The organism is Maribellus sp. CM-23, from assembly GCF_021354595.1.
Lineage (GTDB): Bacteria > Bacteroidota > Bacteroidia > Bacteroidales > Prolixibacteraceae > Draconibacterium.
Window position 1 is genome coordinate 876766 of record NZ_JADWYJ010000001.1, and the last position, 18617, is coordinate 895382.

General features: G+C 45.1%; 12 protein-coding genes. 6 read left to right on the forward strand and 6 right to left on the reverse strand.

Annotated elements, in window-relative coordinates; genetic code table 11:
* Positions 1-117 precede the first annotated feature (117 nt).
* The 3 genes from INQ51_RS03440 to INQ51_RS03450 all read left to right on the forward strand — a co-directional run bounded on the left by INQ51_RS03440 (position 118) and on the right by INQ51_RS03450 (position 5784).
* Positions 118-1662 carry a beta-N-acetylhexosaminidase gene (locus tag INQ51_RS03440; protein WP_233376490.1) on the forward strand — a complete coding sequence of 515 codons (1545 nt, stop codon included), beginning with the start codon at positions 118-120 and terminating at the stop codon, positions 1660-1662.
* Positions 1663-1673: 11 nt separating this feature from the next.
* Positions 1674-3920, forward strand: coding sequence for an alpha-L-fucosidase (locus tag INQ51_RS03445; protein WP_233376491.1), 2247 nt, complete (start codon positions 1674-1676; stop codon positions 3918-3920).
* A 277-nt stretch (positions 3921-4197) separates the two neighbouring features.
* The gene (locus tag INQ51_RS03450; protein ID WP_233376492.1) at positions 4198-5784 is read left to right on the forward strand and encodes a beta-N-acetylhexosaminidase; all 1587 of its coding nucleotides are present in this window, start codon (positions 4198-4200) and stop codon (positions 5782-5784) included.
* 77 nt (positions 5785-5861) lie between these two features.
* Here the strand turns inward: INQ51_RS03450 and INQ51_RS03455 are convergent, their stop codons facing one another.
* The 3 genes from INQ51_RS03455 to INQ51_RS03465 all read right to left on the reverse strand — a co-directional run bounded on the left by INQ51_RS03455 (position 5862) and on the right by INQ51_RS03465 (position 10791).
* On the reverse strand, positions 5862-6863 hold the full coding sequence (locus tag INQ51_RS03455) for a Gfo/Idh/MocA family protein (protein ID WP_233376493.1): 1002 nt from the start codon (positions 6861-6863) through the stop codon (positions 5862-5864).
* Positions 6864-7147: 284 nt separating this feature from the next.
* Positions 7148-8320 (reverse strand): alpha/beta hydrolase, encoded by a 1173-nt coding sequence (locus tag INQ51_RS03460; protein ID WP_233376494.1) that lies wholly within the window; start codon positions 8318-8320, stop codon positions 7148-7150.
* A 296-nt stretch (positions 8321-8616) separates the two neighbouring features.
* Positions 8617-10791, reverse strand: a complete 2175-nt coding sequence (locus tag INQ51_RS03465) for an ATP-binding protein (RefSeq protein WP_233376495.1) — start codon at positions 10789-10791, stop codon at positions 8617-8619.
* A gap of 305 nt (positions 10792-11096) precedes the next feature.
* Between INQ51_RS03465 and INQ51_RS03470 the strand changes: the two genes are divergently transcribed.
* Both INQ51_RS03470 and INQ51_RS03475 read left to right on the forward strand, forming a co-directional pair.
* Positions 11097-11948 carry a Nif3-like dinuclear metal center hexameric protein gene (locus tag INQ51_RS03470; protein ID WP_233376496.1) on the forward strand — a complete coding sequence of 284 codons (852 nt, stop codon included), beginning with the start codon at positions 11097-11099 and terminating at the stop codon, positions 11946-11948.
* Positions 11949-11959: 11 nt separating this feature from the next.
* Entirely contained in the window at positions 11960-13306 is a 1347-nt protein-coding gene (locus tag INQ51_RS03475; protein WP_233376497.1) for a GntP family permease, read from the forward strand.
* An 849-nt stretch (positions 13307-14155) separates the two neighbouring features.
* On the opposite strand, the gene INQ51_RS03480 is transcribed toward INQ51_RS03475, so the two are convergent.
* Together INQ51_RS03480 and INQ51_RS03485 are read right to left on the reverse strand one after the other, a co-directional pair.
* Positions 14156-14896, reverse strand: coding sequence for a hypothetical protein (locus INQ51_RS03480; RefSeq protein ID WP_233376498.1), 741 nt, complete (start codon positions 14894-14896; stop codon positions 14156-14158).
* An 11-nt stretch (positions 14897-14907) separates the two neighbouring features.
* On the reverse strand, positions 14908-15909 hold the full coding sequence (locus tag INQ51_RS03485) for a nucleoside hydrolase (protein ID WP_233376499.1): 1002 nt from the start codon (positions 15907-15909) through the stop codon (positions 14908-14910).
* Positions 15910-16191: 282 nt separating this feature from the next.
* Here INQ51_RS03485 and INQ51_RS03490 point away from each other — a divergent pair, with 282 nt between their 5' ends.
* Positions 16192-16632: a hypothetical protein gene (locus tag INQ51_RS03490; protein ID WP_233376500.1), complete on the forward strand. Its 441-nt coding sequence runs from the start codon at positions 16192-16194 to the stop codon at positions 16630-16632.
* A 112-nt stretch (positions 16633-16744) separates the two neighbouring features.
* On the opposite strand, the gene INQ51_RS03495 is transcribed toward INQ51_RS03490, so the two are convergent.
* Positions 16745-18526 carry an AMP-dependent synthetase/ligase gene (locus INQ51_RS03495; protein WP_233376501.1) on the reverse strand — a complete coding sequence of 594 codons (1782 nt, stop codon included), beginning with the start codon at positions 18524-18526 and terminating at the stop codon, positions 16745-16747.
* Positions 18527-18617 lie beyond the last annotated feature (91 nt).

Here is an 18617-nt window from a genome sequence, read left to right on the forward strand (position 1 = left end):
ATTGACCGTTTATTGTAAAATTTATCACAATAAGAAATAGCCATGTTTCCACTCTCTGAAAACAGATTTTTTTTAATTAAATTTGCTTTCTCTTTAAATTTTTTAAAAACCAAAGCGATGAATATCAGATCTTATTTAATACTTATGACAGCACTCATTTTCATGCTATCAGCCTGTTCGGAAAAGGTATCAACCGACCTGACTCAAACGGCATTTATTCCACAACCGGCCAGCGTAACGGCTACCGGAGAAGCCTTTGAAATAAACACTTCCAGTGTAATTTATGTGGAAGAAGGCGTCCAAGGACTTCAAACGGTTGCCGACTACCTGGCAGAGGAACTGAAACGGATGACCGGCATCTCGTTAACCCCACAAGCAGCGAGCACTGCGCCATCAAAGGGAATCTATCTTTCGGTAAATCCGAACAGCGACCTCAAAACAGAAGGCTACGAGCTGAACATCGGCAAAAAGTTGATTTCAGTGCAGGGAACTGACCTTGCAGGGGCTTTTTACGGCATTCAGACGCTGTTGCAAGCCCTACCTGTAAAAGCCGTTGCAGGCGAGCCATTGTATGTGGCTACCGGTGTGGTTCGCGATTTCCCAGAATATGGCTACCGGGGAATGATGCTTGATGTGGCACGTCATTTCTTTTCGGTTGAAGATGTAAAACGGGTGATCGACCTGTGTGCGTACTACAAAATAAACAGGCTTCACCTGCACCTCTCTGATGATCAGGGTTGGCGGATCGAAATCAAATCATGGCCAAAACTGACCGAAATCGGAGGCAGCACGCAGGTAGGCGGCGGAAAAGGTGGTTTCTACACCCAGGAGCAATACAAGGAAATAGTTCAGTATGCAATGAACCGTCAGATTATCATTGTTCCGGAAATTGACATGCCGGGACATACCAATGCTGCGCTGGCTTCGTATCCCGAACTAAATCCCGATGGAAAAGCCCGGGAATTGTACACCGGTATCGAAGTAGGGTTCAGCACCCTGGCTACCAATATGGACATCACTTACAAATTTGTGGAAGACGTGATAAGGGAACTGGCCGCTATCACGCCTGGCCCTTATTTCCATATTGGTGGCGACGAATCGCACGTTACCAAACACGACGACTATGTGTATTTTATCAACCGGATTCAGCCCCTTGTAACGAAATACGGGAAGAAGATCGTTGGTTGGGATGAGATTGCCAACGCTGACCTGGAAGAAGACGTAACCGTTCAGTTTTGGTCGAATGTGAAAAACACTTCTATGGGCCTGGAAAAAGGCGCCAAGGTGCTCGTTTCGCCGGGAGCCCGCACTTACATGGATATGAAGTACGATTCAACCACCGTTCTTGGCCTGAAATGGGCGGGATTGATTGAAGTGGATCATGCCTACACCTGGTCGCCCGACACTGTGGTGCCCGGCTTGCAAAAAGAACAGATATTGGGAATTGAAGCGCCGCTTTGGTCGGAAACCCTCGAAAAAATAGAAGACATTGAGTTTATGGTTTTCCCGCGCTTGCCCGGATATGCCGAAATTGGCTGGACAGCTAACGAACTCCGTAACTGGGATGAATACAAGCTACGCCTGGCCAAACATGGAAAGCGGTTTGAAGATTACAACATCAATTTCTACCGCTCGCCGTTAGTGCCTTGGGTAAACGAATAAAGAAACACCGAATGAATATTATTAAAATGAAACAAACCTTATTGCTTCTCTTCATCGCTCTGTTATGGAGCTGCTCCCAACCTTCCGGATTACAAATGCCGGTCAACAACACCATTCCGGTTGATCAGGACGACACAAACGACTCGATCATCATTAAAGCAGCCCATGTGGTTCCAACACCCAATCAGCTGGAGGCTCTGAAAGATGAGTTCATTGCGTTTATTCATTTTGGCCCCAATACTTTTACCCGCATGGAATGGGGAAGCGGCATGGAAGATCCGCAGATATTTGACCTGCAAAACCTGGATACCGACCAATGGTGCCAGGCCATGAAAGCAGCCGGAATGACCAAAGTTATTTTTACCGCCAAACACCACGATGGCTTTTGTCTGTGGCAAACCCGGTACACAAAACACGGCGTTGTGTCATCACCGTTTAAAGACGGGAAGGGAGATGTACTGAAAGAGCTTTCCGAATCGTGCCATAAATACGGGTTAAAACTGGCGGTTTACCTGTCTCCGGCCGATCTTTACCAAATTGAAAACCCGGAGGGACTGTACGGAAACCTGAGCGAAAAAACCGAGCGTACGATTCCCCGCCCTGTGGAAGGACGGCCTTTTGAAAATAAGACCACCTTTCAGTTTGTGGTGGACGATTACAACGAATACTTTCTTAACCAGTTATTTGAATTGTTAACAGAGTACGGCCCCATTTATGAAGTGTGGTTCGACGGTGCTCATCCGAAACGGAAAGGCGGGCAAACCTACGATTACATGGCCTGGAAAAAGTTGATAAGAACACTGGCGCCCGAAGCCGTGATATTTGGCAAGGAAGACATCCGGTGGTGCGGGAATGAAGCCGGGGGAACCCGCTCTACCGAATGGAACGTTATTCCTTACCTGGAAGATCCCAACCAAATGAATAGTTTTGGCGATCTTACTGCGAAATCGCTTGGCAGCCGTGAAGACCTGCTGAAAGGAAAGTATTTACACTATCAACCCGCTGAAACCAACACTTCGATTCGTGAAGGATGGTTTTACCGCGACGAAACCACGCAAAAGGTCCGCAGTGCCGACGATGTATTCGATATGTACGAAAGATCGGTGGGAGGAAACTCCATCTTTTTGCTGAACATTCCACCCAACCGTGAAGGCAAATTTTCGCAGGAAGATGTTGGAGTGCTGGAAGAAGTAGGAAAACGGATCAGCGCAACTTATGGGAACAACTTGCTGAACGGCGCCCGCATTTCAAAAAAATTACTCGACGGAGACATTCTCACCAGCGAATTGCTAAGTGCGGATCAGGCTTTTGTTGAAATCAACACTGCGGAACCAATCACCATCAACCGGTTTTCGGTGAGCGAGGCCATCTCCACCCACAGTGAACGGATTGAAAAGTGCGCGCTGGATGTTTGGGAAAAGGATGCCTGGCAGGAAGTGGCAACCGCTACCAATGTAGGCTACAAACGTATTCTGCGTTTCCCGGCGGTAACCGGCAGCAAGTTCCGGTTCAGGGTGTTGGAATCGAGGCTAGAACCTGCCATTGCCGAAGTAGCTGCTTTTTATTACGAAAACCGTCCTCCCCAATTGGAATTCCACAGGAATACGGAAGGCTTGCTCAGCATTCAGCCCAAAGTGCATGATTTTGGCTGGAAACCGCACGGAGAAGATGCCAACGCCAATATCAACAGCGATCTGCAAATCCGCTATACACTCGACGGAACAGAACCCACAACCGGTTCCAGTTTGTACGAAGGTCCTTTCTATTTTGAGGGAGGCGAAGTAAAAGCACGTGCCTTTGCCAACGAAAATGCGGGAAGTATCGGTTCTGCAAACATTGGCATTGTAAAAAAAGACTGGAAGCTGCTGGCATCAAGCCAACAAACAGAAGGTCTCAATGGTGAGCTGGCATTTGATGAGAATAGCAAAACCTTCTGGAAATCGGACGGCAAAGGAACTCACTTTTTGTCCATCGATCTGGCAAAGGAAGAAAAACTGGCCGGTTTTATTTACACTCCACCCACTAATTTTGCTGACGGAATGATCGAAGAAGGCCTCATCCAGTCGAGCACCGATGGTAAAAAATGGGAAACCATCGAAACCTTTAATTTCGGGAACCTGATCAACGATCCTTCTCCCCGCTTGATGCATTTCAAAGCTCCTGTGACAACCCGCTTTATGCGGATCGAATCACGTGTTATTGCAGGAGGAAAAACCTCAGCAGCTATTGCCGAGATTGACTTCCTGAAAGCTCAATAATATTCCTTTACTGCGCAGGCTAATCACACAGTGAAGGAAAACTACTACCACACCCTTGCTTACCTAACAACAGGAAGCAAGGGTGTGGTAGCTTAGTATTGTTCATTCGTAATGTTTTGCCAAAAATCGCCTCATCTTATTAAAATTATTCAAAAGATGTTAGTTTTACATGAGAATTATATCTATTGAATAATTATTTGCGCCGGTATTGCACGCAAGGAGCAAGAACCGGAGCAACCCGAAGGATGGAGTACAAACAAAGAATCAAAACAATATTATGAGCAACAAACTAAGATTACTGATTATTGCTGTAGCAGCTGTATTTATGGCGTCGTGTACTACTCCTGACTGCCCGAATCAAGCCATTGAAATTATCCCCTACCCCAACCAATTAAAAGCAGGTGAAGGCTGTGTTAACCTGGCAAAAGGTTTTCAGGTTATTGGCGAGACAAACCATGCAGAATACCTGACGTCTGAATTAAACGCGCAGGGAATTGAAGCCGGGAAAGGTGCACAAATTGTATTTCAACCCGCTGAACAACCCAATAATTTGGGCGAAGAAGGTTACCGCTTAGTTGCAAAGAAAAAAGCGATTACGATTGAGGCCAACGGTTCCAAAGGACAGTTTTACGGTATTCAGACTTTACTGCAACTGGTAAATGGAGCCACGGTAGCAGCTGTTGAAATTGAGGATGTACCTGCCTTTGAATGGCGCGCCTACATGCTCGATGAATCGCGTTATTTCCATGGCGAAACATTTGTAAAACAAGTGCTCGACCAAATGGCAAAACTCAAAATGAATGTCTTCCACTGGCACCTGGTTGATGATGCCGGATGGCGCATTGAAATCAAAAAGTATCCTTTACTTACCGAAGTTGGCGGCACACGGGCCGATTCGGAGATCGGAACATGGAAAAGCCGAAAAACAGCCGGTGAACCGCATTCCGGGTTTTACACGCAGGAACAAATTAAAGCGATCGTACAATATGCTGCAGAAAGAAACATAACCATTGTTCCGGAGTTTGAAATGCCGGGCCATTCGAGTGCCGCGATAGCAGCATATACCTGGTTGGGAACAGCCGGAAAAGACATTGATGTACCGGTTACCTTTGGCCGTCATTACGACAATTACGATGTTACAAAACCGGAGGTAGAGCAATTTGTAAAAGATGTGTTAAACGAATTGTTTGAGCTTTTTCCTTCCGAAGTCATTCACATTGGTGGCGATGAAGTAGGCTACAAAGTATGGGAAGAGTCGAAACATGTACAACAGTACATGAAAGAGAATGGGATTAATACTCCCGCAGATTTACAGATTGCCTTTACCAATAAAATTTCAAAATTTATTGAGAGCAAAGGCCGGAGAATGATGGGATGGAACGAAATTATGGGAGTTAATATCCACAAAGGTTTCGAGGAAAAAAAGGATGACAAGGAAGCTGAAACCGAACTGGCTAAAAATGTGGTCGTTCATTTCTGGAAAGGTGATATTAACCTGATCACCGATGCTGCCCAAAAGGGATACAGCATTGTCAATTCCCTGCATTCAAATACCTATTTAGATTATTCATACAAAAATATCAGCCTCGAAAAAGCTTATGGTTTCTATCCAATCCCGGAGGATCTGAACGAAGAATACCATAAAAATATTTTTGGGTTGGGTTGCCAAATGTGGAGTGAATGGACACCAACCAATAAAGATGTGGAGCGTCAAACCTATCCCCGAATTGCAGCCTATGCCGAAACCGGATGGACCAACAAGGATAACAAAGATTACGCGAGGTTTCGCAAAGCAATGGATAATTTAACCCAAAGCTGGGACAAGCTGAATATTAATTATGGTCCACTGGATAATGTAGAATAAAAAGACAAAGAAATATGTTTTAACGAACAAAAAAACCGTCGGGATAATCGACGGTTTTTTTTATGCCTAAAACAGAATCATTCTGCGTGACGATAGCACAAGCGTATGGTTTCCAATGCCGATTCCGGACTGTATTTTTCCGGCAGTTCGCCCTTTTGCAAGGCAGCATAAAACAACTGAATTTCATTAAAATAACCATCTCCCAAATCATTTGCCGGAATCGTAGTCTGTTCTGTATGCCCGGAAACAAGGATATTTTCCGCATCTGAAGTAGAAAAACTCACCGTTGCCTCCTCGAATACTGCGGTGTACCCAGCCCGAAACGGGAAACGGGCATGAAATACATTTCCGCCTTCGATCCGCACTACCAAATCCGAATCGGGATAATGCCAGGTGGCCGACACATAATCATGGCGGCTTAATTTCCCGGGAAGGATTGTTTTATTGCTTAATTCAGATGGAACACCCACCGCAAAAGCAGCAAAATCAATATCGTGAATAATCAGGTCGAAAAGAGCACCGCCTGAAATTCCGTAGTTCTTTTGCTTTTCGAGCCATTGCCCCCATTGCGGCACTCCGGAGAAACGGGAAAGTGACAAAAACTTCAGGTCGCCGTATTCTTTTGTCTCAATAAAGCCAAGCAATTTCTGGTAAGGCGACATAAAACGAACCACGTGAGCCACCATTAAAACCCGCTTCTTTTCTGCAGCCAGTGCCACCAGTTCCTCTCCCTGCTCCACATCCAGCACAAATGGTTTTTCCACCAATACATGCAAATCATTGTTCAAGGCTTCTTTTACCAGTGGGTAATGCAATTCGGTATGGACACAAACATGCACCGCATCGAGCTGCTGTTCTTTTATACAGTCGGCTAGTGAGCTGTAAACCGGAACTTTCAGCAATGCGCTGGTGTCCACTTCGCCAACAGCAAAATTCCCCACCTGCTCATTCAGCTTTTTCGCAACGGAAGCCACATCCTTCTCAATAATGGCAACCAATTCAACCCCTTCGCTAACCAACAACTGGCGGCTGTGCATAATCCCCATAAAGCCAAAGCCAATAACTGCCACACGTTTCATATTGTATTGTTTAAGTTTATTTTCTCATCTCCTGATTTTCAGCAAAAATACTTTGCGGATTTTACCGTTCACTTCCTCAGTATTCCCAGTTCGCTAACCAGGCTCGCCCCTAAAAATAGAATATCCTTTGACGGAAACAAAATAGCCACTTTCATAAACCAAATAAAAGAGCCTATCTTTTGAAACAAGCGACTTTTCGGACAACAAAACCAGGGGAAGCAGTATAAGATTGCTTCCCCTGATAAATGTGCCTGCCTGGCCTGAAGAATATCCCAAATTACTTTCTATTCATTATCGTCGGGAAATTCGTTTGAAAGCATTACCCAAACCTTGCCAAGCCTTTCGTAAAGGTTACTGATGTGTGTGCCCGGATTGTCAAACGTTTCGAACTGATGCTTGACGTTCATAGCATCGAGCTGCTCATGCATCATCGTGTTGATGGCGATGTAAAAGTCGTCGTTCACGCCGCAATCAAAATAGACTACTTTCAACTGTTTTAGTCCAATACGGTGTTTCTGAATCATTGCCAGCAAACTTTGATCATTCAGTTTTTCCATTCGTTCAGGAATGACAACAGGATTTCCTTCGATGAATTCAAAAGGCAAGTCGCAATAGTAAGGTGGATTTTCGGGATTAGGTAACCAGGCCTGCGACAGCATTACAGCACCGTTGTTAATAAACTTAAAAGGAGCGAACGGATCATACGGCAGCGGTCCTTCAACTCCCCAAATCTGATCTTCCACAGGCATAAAATTAGCCATGTATAAAATCAACGGTTCAGGAAAATGTGAGGGCGACAAAGCACCCACATACCGAAATACTTTTGGGTGTTTCATCGCAATATTCAGAGCCCCAATAGCTCCGGCACAGTGACCGGTTATGGCACGCCAGTTAAAATGAGGGATCGTACGATAATTCTCATCCACATATTCAACCAGCTCTTTCACAATGTAATCTTCGTAATTTCCCTGGACGGCGGAATTTACGTAGAGACTGGGACCGTATTTTGTTTTCGCATCAGGCATTACGATGATAACTTCCTTCATACCTTCGTTGTCGATCAGGTTATTGAGCCATGGCAAAAATCCTTCTTCGGGAAAGTCGACCCGATGAGGAAGTTGCGCCGACAGATAAAAATACTCATAAGGTTCCGGCTCCATCAGCATACCGCCCCAGGCTGGGGTGCCATGCAGGAAGTAAATAACCGGGAAATGCCTCTCGGGACATGTAAAGTAACTTTTGGGCAAATACACACGGATCATGCGGTCGGCCGGATCGCCCGTTAAATTGCCTTCGAGTGATGCAAAATGTACGGTTTCAGTAACAATCGTTCCCTCGCCTATCTCTGCCGATTTTGTTGTGGGAGCAAGATCGTCGGTTCCAGCAAGATAGTCTTTTTCGCAGGCGGTCAGGAAAACTGCAACGACCAGCACTGCCATTAAAATTTTGGTTTTCATTTCATTGATTTTATTTGGTAACTGTAAACGAAGTTAGGCCAATACTGCCTGTTCCTCTTTTTCAGAATTCCCGGAGAGTTGTAAGCTTTTCCCAAAGCTTTTGATAATTTCCCATTCCCTTTGAAAGGCTGCTTCCTCTGCATCTTCCGAAAATAAATTCCTTTCGTTCAATACTCCCCTGTTGATGAAAATTCAAGCAGGTAAATTGCGTGTGGGATTGGGATAAAACTTGATCACACTATTGATTTCAAAAACAAGAAAAGGGCAAAAGCATCTAACGCCAAATACCCTTCTAGCTACAACAGCTTGCCATTTCCGTTTAGTTTCTGATGATTCAGAAATTGCCGCGGACTTTCTCCAAACTCATCCTTGAACAACTGGCTGAAAGTGGAAAGGCTTTTCATGCCTACTTCATACCCCACCTCGGTGATGTTCATATTGGATGTTTGCAATAACTCCCGGGCTTTTTTCATTCGTACCTGTCGAATGTATTTGGCAGCCGACTGATTGGTGAGAGCTTTAAACTTGCGGTAAAGCTGGGATTTGCTCATGGCCATATCTTCACATAGTTTATGAATGTCATAATGTTCGTCGCCAAGATTTGTGTTGATCGATTCGTTAAGCCGCTTAAAAAAGCCATCCTCTTTCTGTATAATCGGATCGGAAGAAAATTCCATCCCATTACCATTGCTATACCGTTTGAATAGGTTTCTTCGCAGTTCAAGAAGCTTCTGCATACGAACCAGTAATTCCAATTGATTGAAAGGTTTTACCACATAAGCATCAGCCCCTTGTTCCAGGCCTTCAATACGGGAAGTGATATCCGCTTTGGCCGTAAGCAGAATAACCGGGATATGACTGGTTCGATAATCATTTTTCAGTTTTCGGCAAAATTCAAAACCATCCATGCCCGGCATCATTACATCGCTGACTATAATATCGGGAACCTCATCCAACGCCAGTTTATGCCCTTCCCAACCATCTTTTGCCACAAAAATATGGAAATGTCTTTCGTAACATGCCTTCATATAAGCCACCACATCCGGATTATCCTCCACAATTTCCAGACGTTTTCTTGTGCCGTCTCCGATTTCGGCAACATCGTTAAAAGTGTCATCCGTTTCCAACCCAAAAGTCTGTTTCTTTGATTTGAACGCTGCTTTCTTGAATTCATGCCTGACAGGCAGTTGTACCGTAAAAACAGTCTCCTCGCCGGCAATGCTTTTTACACTGATGGTTCCGTTCATCAGGGTTACCAGTTCCCGGGTGAGAGCGAGACCAATACCGGCTCCTCCTGCTTTTCTGGTATTTTTGTCGTCAACCTGGTAAAAGCGATCAAAGATCTTTTCCATTTTTTCAGAAGGAATGCCGATACCATCATCACACACTTCTATATAGAGTGAATCAGACCGCGCCATGACCTTCATTTGTACATTTCCTCCTTCCGATGTAAACTTTATGGCATTATTTAAGAGATTCCCCACAACAGCCGCTGTTTTTTCAGGATCAAAATCCAATTCATACGACTGGTTATCAGAGAAAAATGACATATTGATGCACTTTTCTTCCGAATAAAATTCCTGTAGCTGAAAAATGTATTTTAGAAAAGGGATAATATTGGCGTGTATCATGTTCACCAAAAGTTTACCCGACTCTACTTTGCTCAGGTCAAGCATCTGATCAACAAGTTGCAGGAGATTCTTGCCGTTCCTGATAATTGTATCCATTTTCTCCTCAATGTGGTTCTGCTGTCCAAATTTTACACTATCTGCCAAACCAAGAATAACAGTGAGAGGCGTACGAAATTCGTGCGTAATGTTGGTATAGAGCCTGGTTTTGGCATCGTTTAACTCCTTTTGTCGTTGAGTTTCCCGCTGTTCCTGTTTCGCATAAAGATTTGTCGCATAAAGACTGAAAAAGAAAATATAGCCGGTGATCAAAACAATGCTGGCCGCAAAGGCAACGGCATTTTGCTGAGGATTAAGCGCATAACGTACCGGGAACAGCGGCTCAAGTACGACAAGCAGTATCATCACTACAGCAAAAATGATGGAAACAGTGATTATCTTTCTCAAATCGCGTAAAATAACTGTACTTGTAACGGCCTGAATAGAAAACAGAAACAATCCGCCACAGGTCAGCAGGCCCCCCATCCGAATAATGTAAATGGAGGAAATGAAAATCATCGCAATTTTAAAAATGAAAATCAGAATGCTCATTTTTCGGGCCCGAAAAAACAAGTAGCTGGCCACAAACATGAATGGAATATAGACCAGGCAAAATTCTGCCAGCATTTTAGCACCAATTATCCAGGATAAGACGAGCATCATGGACAAACCCGTAATGGCCACGGCGCCCTGTGTTAGCATATACTTTTTGGCAACTTCTTCAGTGTACGACAGGTGCTGCCTGCCAATAATGCCCTCGAGTTTAGCATCCAGTTTGTCGAAAAAAAGAAAGGTTGACGACATGATCTGTGGTTTTTACCGCGTTAACTTCCTCTTGCAACCATTTACGATAAAACATCGCTAAAGTTCATTGTTTCTCTGCCTGTTAACTTGCTTTATCTTCTCAAAAAGTTGCGGATTCTTCCCTCCTATTAAGTGAAGCAGATGTACTTGACACGAAGAAATTGCTTGCAATTAAATACGCTAACTTCTTTCCGTCAGAGTAAGAGGCCAACTTACCAATAACCCTGATTTGAGCAAGTGAACGCTAGGAAACTAAACACAGAACCACTATTTTTAACGCCCGATAACTAAAACCGGCAATACCAATGAAAGCAATCTTCCTGCTCCTGACTCTGATCCCGTTTTTCAGCTTTGCACAAAGCATGCAACCCAAAACTCCCGACGATGTGGTGGAGCAAATCAAAAAGCATGTTACCTGCGATTGGATGAGCAAAACCGTGGATGTATACAAAGCCGGCGATCCGCAAACGTCGTTGAAAGGAATTGCCGTTTGTATGTTTGCCGATATGCCCACCCTGGAAAAAGCCGTTGAACTGGGATGCAATTTCATAATTACCCACGAACCGGTCTTTTACAGTCACCTCGACGGAACAGACAATTTACAGGACGACCCGGTTTTTCTTGCAAAAAAGGAATTCATCGAAAAAAACAAACTCGTTATATTTCGCTTTCACGATCATATTCACATGACTGAACCCGATGGAATTTATGTTGGGATGATCAACCAGATGGAACTGCAATCCAGCTCCGTTAACGGTTCGATGACGCATTACCAGCTTCCCAGGCAAAGTGTAAAAGAATATGCCCGGACACTCAAAAAACAACTGGGACTTGAAACCGTACGCGTGATCGGCAACCCGAATATGGAATTCACAAAAATGGGCCTCGCAGTGGGAGCACCGGGCGGGCAAAGCCATATTCAACTGCTAAGGCAACCCGACGTGGAAGTGCTGGTAGCGGGAGAAGGCCCCGAATGGGAAACTTATTCGTATGTAAACGATGCCGTGTCGCAAGGGAAGAACAAAGCCGTGATTTTTGTGGGACACGTAAAATCAGAAGAAGCCGGCATGAAATATTGTGCGGAGTGGCTAAAAGGCTTTCTTGCTGAAGTCCCCATTCATTTCATCGAAAACGTTCCAAATTTCTCCACCCTTTAATTCTATTTCTTATGACCGGTTCTATTGGCCTGATTGCGGTTTTACTGCTTTCCGTGTTGTTCATTATTCTTGGAACTACAAAACTGAAGATGCACCCTTTCCTGGTGCTGTTACTGGCCTCTTACCTGGCCGGCGCACTGGCCGGACTTCCGGCGGGAGATATTGCGGCAAGCATTTCCACCGGTTTTGGCAACATTATGGCCTACATCGGAATCGTAATCATTCTGGGAACCATTATCGGGACCATACTCGAAAAATCGAATGCTGCTATAAAACTGGCCGACCTGGTTTTGAAACTGGTGGGGAAACGTTATCCGGCGCTGGCCATGTCGATCATTGGCTACCTGGTTTCGATTCCTGTATTCTGCGATTCGGCCTACATTATTCTTTCCTCGCTGAAAAAATCGATCCGGCAAAAAACCGGCAAACCATCGGTGGCGCTTTCCATAGCGCTTGCTACGGGTTTGTATGCTGCCCACACCTTTGTTCCGCCTACACCCGGTCCAATTGCAGCTGCGGGCAACCTGGGGCTGGAAGACCAACTCGGGCTTGTTATTTTGTTCGGACTTGGAGTTGCCTTAATTGCTATGTTCACCGGTTATTTCTGGGCTTCTTTTACGGGAAAGCATTACACTGTTGCAGAAGATACCGAAGAAACACCGGCTGCCACGCAGGACAAACTTCAACTACCATCCGGCATAAAAGCACTTTCGCCCATTGTTGTGCCCATCTTTCTGATCGCTTTTCGGTCGGTGGCTACTTATCCATCGCTTCCGCTGGGGCAAGGTGTTTTATACGAAATTCTGAACTTTGCCGGACAGCCCGTAAATGCCCTGCTGATTGGGTTGTTTCTTTCCTTCCTGCTTTTCCCAAAATTTGATCGCGAAACACTTACCGGATGGATCGGCGAAGGGATTGTTGCTGCTGCGCCCATTTTGCTCATTACCGGGGCAGGAGGCGCATTCGGAACCATTTTAAAAGAAACTCACATCGGCGAAACACTCGGCAACCTGCTCGCTGGCTACCAGCTGGGAATTTTTCTCCCTTTTCTGATAGCGGCCGTTTTTAAAACCGCCCAAGGTTCGTCAACCGTGGCGCTGGTGGCAACCTCGGCACTAATCGCTCCGTTGCTGGGCAGTATCGGCCTCGATTCATTGTATGGAAAAGTGCTGGCAGTTATGGCAACCGGTGCCGGAGCAATGACCATTTCGCATGCCAACGACAGCTTTTTTTGGGTGGTCACCCAGTTTTCGGGAATGGATGTAAAAACCGGCTACCGCACACATACTACGGCTACCCTGTTACAAGGAGTGGTAAGCATGGCCTTTATTTATTTGCTTTCGTTGATTTTTATTTAAATCGTTTTTGTTGAGGGGACAGCCAGGGAAATCGCTTTTAACTCTTGAACCCAAAAACGAAGCAATCCCGATAGTTATCGGGACAAGGCTGCGCCCACTTTGCCCGAAAAATTGGCGTTCGGACAGCGAAATCATCCAAACCCGCTCGTCCCTCGCTCAAGCAAGGACGATTTTTAACGGCGATTCCCCTGCCCACAAACCCTCCCGGTGTCCGATCCGCCAACTTCGGAGTACTTCCCATTCCTTAAACACCTTCCGGCTATCGGCAGGGTAGAAAATTCCGGGTTCGTTCATCATTTTGCTATCTGCGCATTGCAAAAATCCAATCTTGCTGATCGTTTTGCTATCTGCGCATTACAATCAAGCGATCACGGAGTGAAAAAATGAACCTTCGGAGTAAAAACAACGATTTTTGATGATCGAACAACAGATCATGGACTTAAAACAACGATCTTTGATGATCGAACAAGCACCCGCTGACATAATACCAAATTTACTTCAAGGTGGGGTGATACAAGCAACTCGAATAAATAGGTGTTCTTTCATTCGCAGGTTTTTGGCTTATCAGCCGGATTTTACTCTTTGTTTTGGCACAAAGAGTAAACAGAAAAGCCAAGGCTGCGTCCGCTTCGCTCTAAAAAACTACGTGTTGCCGGCTAAGAGTTCGGAACTCGTCGTACCTCCTCAAACAACCGAACTCTTTTAACGCCACCTTCACTTGTTTTTCGTCCGTCAGCTGACGGACGAGGCCAATTTACTCGATCTGTCACCGTTTTAAAGTGTTTTGCCCCCTTTCGGCAAGAAAAACTGGTGAAATATTTATTGGCTTTGTTAAAAACAAAAATAATATTATACCAGCCGGAAAACATGGGAACGAAACAAATCGAACAAAAAAACGCACTCGAAATCGGATTGAAAGTTATGATTGGCAATTTGGTTCCGGATGTTGTAATTCCGTTGGCCGCGCAGGCGATCAGTGGTAATGAGCAGCCAGTACGATTCCAGCCTTTGTTTTTTGTATAAACGTAATTTTTCTTCCTTCTTTTCTATCGACTTCAAAATATCGTGAATTACATTTTTGGATATCCCCAGGTTGTTGGAACGCTCCCAAACCGAAGCTTCCAACCCGGGATGATGAGCCACCAAAATCTCATCCAGTCCCTCGGGTAATTGTTCTTTTGGAATAACATGATAAAAAAGGTTTCCCGGCTTCTTGTTGCGAATACTGTTGCGGATCGCATTAACCGCCTTTGCTGCTGTCACCAGGCTCCTTTCCGGAGAAGGCGGATGCTTCTTGTTAAAAAGAAACTTCACAAACAGCTTTACCTCCGAATTTTGCTCAAACAACTCGCGGGCATCGTCAATCAGTTCTTCCAGAATAACGTTTTGCTCGGCCTCGTGCTCATCCGGCACATCGGCACTTCCGGGATTCAATCGAACTAATTCGATTCCCAGCCGGTGACTGTTCTTCAGCTTTACAATGAAATCGGGAGATTCCGAGGCCTCCATTTTTCCTTTGGGGAAGTCGGCACAACACTCCCTAAAATAACCGGCCAGCAATACTTCCAGTTGTTTTTTCAGTTCCTGCATTTCCCCCTTACTTATTGCTTTGGCGTCGTTTTCTCCATCAGCAAGAAAAGATCATTCACAATGGCATCCCTGTTAAAAGTATCCCAGTAAATAATTTTATGCGGATTGTCAGATTGTTCTTCCCAGGCATGGTTGATGAGTCTGGGTGCCGGAATTTCATGTTTTGTCCCCCATTCAGGATTCTTCAAAACAGCCAGCACTACCATGTCGAACAACGCACGCGATGGCGGATAGCCATGCATATGGGCATGTTCGAACAGATTTTTGGCGTAATTGCCAAAGGAATTGAATTCGCCACCATGACGGCCGGTAATTGTATGGGGAGAAACCGTCCCTTTTCCGGCCAGAAACTCATCGACTTCGGCAGGTGTAACCCGAACTGCATCGGTAGCGGTACTGTCGCCGTAACGCACTGTTACAATTTCGAAAGGTGCTCCCGATTCAATCACCGGATTCACCGATGAAACATCGTTTACCAGGTTGTATTCTCCCGGGTTCGGATAATTGCTTCCGAGCCAAATAATCCGGACTTTATCTACAATGGAAGGTTCTTTGGCAATGGCCAGGGCAATGTTGGTAAGTTTGCCAACCGGAACTAAAACCAACTTTTCGTCCTTCATTTTCATTGCCTCTCGAATGATGAAATCCACCGCCGGCTGCCCGTCAAACAGCGTATCGTTGATATGCGGAAGAATATCCACATAATTGCTGTCGGCTCCCATAAAAAGAGGAATTTTCTCCTCCAGGTCAAACAGACGAATAATCCGCAGCGCCTCATCGTACTGTCCCTGAATTCCAAATCCATTCGCGGTATTGTTAACGGTTACGCCCACCACATCAAAAACATCAAGGTTCAAAAAAGCATAGGCCAAAGCATGCTGGTCGTCCAGTTCGTTATTGGCATCTGTATCAATGATGATCTTCATTTTTTTCGGTGTTCCTTTTTTGGGTTCTGAATGACAAGCCGCCAGCAGTCCCACCATCGCAATCAAAATTAAAAATCGGTAAAGCATTGTATCTGTTTATTTTTCCCGTTCACTCAAGTCTTTCACGGCATAATCTCAGCCGCCTTTTAGTTTTTCGGGGTGAATGATTTTATCTCTTCCATTTCATCTGTTTTGCCTGCCTTGTTCCCAAAGCGGACAGTTTCAGGTTGCGAATAAAAATAGCGATTATCTCCCAGAGAAAGCATTAATAAGGAACAGCTTTCTGAATTTATCCGAAAATTGAGTAATATTTACCGATTCATTCAACCAAAAGCCCGGGTAAACGTTAGATTCTAAAACTAATATATTATGTACACTGGATTATTACACGCACACAATGGATTTCGCTGGTTGGTTTTACTGGCGTTGGTTGTTTCGGTGGTTCTTGCCATAAGCGGATGGTTGGGAAAACGTGAATGGAAGAAGACCGACAACCTGTTCAATTTAATACTAGTTATTTTTACTGATCTACAGTTTTTGGTGGGGCTGGTGCTTTATGCCTTTGTAAGCCCGATCACCAAAGCGGCTTTCCAGCATTTTGGAGCAGCCATGAAAAACCCCGACCTCCGTTTCTACGCGGTGGAGCACATTTTGCTAATGGTGGTTGCCCTCGTGTTAATTCACATTGGCCGTTCAAAATCGAAGAAAGCTTCATCACCGGAGAAAAAGCACCGAACTGCGGCTATTTTCTACACCCTTTCGCTGGTTTTGATCCTGGCCGGAATTCCATGGAGCAGAGCGCTCTTTTAGGCCGATTCCTTACAAATTACGAATAGTCAAAAAAAATGAAAAGCTGCCGGAAAATTCCGGCAGCTTTTGCTAAGTTTGGTTCAGCGCTTGTTTTACGCCTGGCAAAAACCGGTTATTTACTAACCGAGTAGATATCATCAATTAAGTTCCGGTATTTCTCAGCAACAATGTTTCTGCGAAGTTTTAAGGTAGGCGACAGTTCGCCCGAGGCAGGTGTCCACTCCTCGCACACCAAACGAATCCGGTTGATCTGCTCGTGACTTCCCATCGTTTTATTGACTTTGCCCACTTCTTTCTGAATCTTGTCGATTACCTCCGGCAACTGGATCAATTCCTTGTTGTTTTCGTAATGAAGTTTATGCTCTGCCGCCCAGTCGTGAAGCAGGGTGAAATTCGGAGAGATCAAAGCCGAAGCAAATTTCTCGTTGGCCCCGATCACCATTACCTGTTCAATCAGTGTAGAACTTTTCAGTTTGTTTTCGATCATTTGCGGAGCAATGTATTTGCCTCCTGAAAGTTTGAATATTTCCTTTTTCCGGTCGGTGATCTTCAAAAATTTCCCTTCTTCCAAAATACCGATATCGCCGGTATGAAACCAACCTTCCTCATCGATCACCTCGGCCGTCAGGTCAGGCGCTTTGTAGTATCCTTTCATTACGCTGGGCCCTTTGCAAAGAATTTCACCATCCGGTGCAATTTTTACAACCACATTTTCCAGCACAGGACCAACTGTTCCGATCTTCATCTCGTTTTGTGCCGGGTTATTAACGGCAATCACCGGCGATGTTTCGGTCAGCCCGTATCCTTCCAGGTTCCACATTCCGGCCATACCCAGCACCCGCGCAATTTGCGGCTGTAAAGCTGCCCCACCCGAGACAATGTAAATGATATTGCCCCCCAGAGCTTCTCTCCATTTGGAGTAAATAAGCTTGTCGGCAATTTTTATTTTCATTCGGAGCAAGGGACCGTATTTCTTATTGTATTCAAAATGCTGTGTCAGGTCGAGTGCCCAAAAATACAGGCTCTTTTTTATTCCGCTCAGTTCTTTTCCCTTGGCCACAAATCCGTCGTAAACTTTTTCCAGCAAACGGGGCACCGAGTTAAACATATGCGGCTTCACCTCTTTGATCGCACTCATAATCTGCGCCAGGCTTCCGACATAATAAACACCCATTCCCTTGTACTGGAAATGGTAATTCACACTGCGTTCGTACACATGACACAGCGGAAGAAAACTAATGACCCGGTGCTCTTTTCCGAGATGGTGCATTTTTGCATGTTCCACAAAATTGGAAACCAGGTTCTCGTGGGTGAGCATCACCCCTTTAGGTACGCCGGTTGTTCCTGAAGTATAAATGAGTGTGGCAACATCGTCGGGAACTACAGAAGCTTTGCATTCCTCCAGTTTCTCCTCCAATGCTGATCTCCCGGATTCTCCCAGGTCCATGATCTCCTGGTAATTCTTTGCCTCTTCAACCGCCTCAAAAGAGTACAAATGCTTTAACTCCAGCTGCTCGGCCAAAGGCAACAGTTTCTTGTAAAGCTTGGCATCGCCCACAATCAGCATTTTTACTTCGGCGTGTTTCAGAATATACTGGTATTCATCTTCCCCGATGGTTGGATAAATGGGAACATGCACTACTCCCGCCATGGCCATCCCCATATCAGCAATGCACCATTCGGGACAGTTATTGGTAACCGTGGCGATCTTATCGCCTTTTTCCAGGCCCAGTGCCATCAGGCCCAAGGCAAACTGATACGATTTTTGATTGTACTCCTGGGTGGAGAAGCTGTACCATTTTCCATCTTTTTTTCCGGCGATGGCATCTTTCCGGGGATATTCCTTTAAGGTGTGTTCCAGAATGTCAAAAGTACGAGTAACTGTCTGTCCCATATTTCAATTAAAAAAACAGCGAAAGATAAGAGTTTTGATGCTGAACTAATTTACATCCAAACAATTAGATATTTACAACCTTGTTATTTAT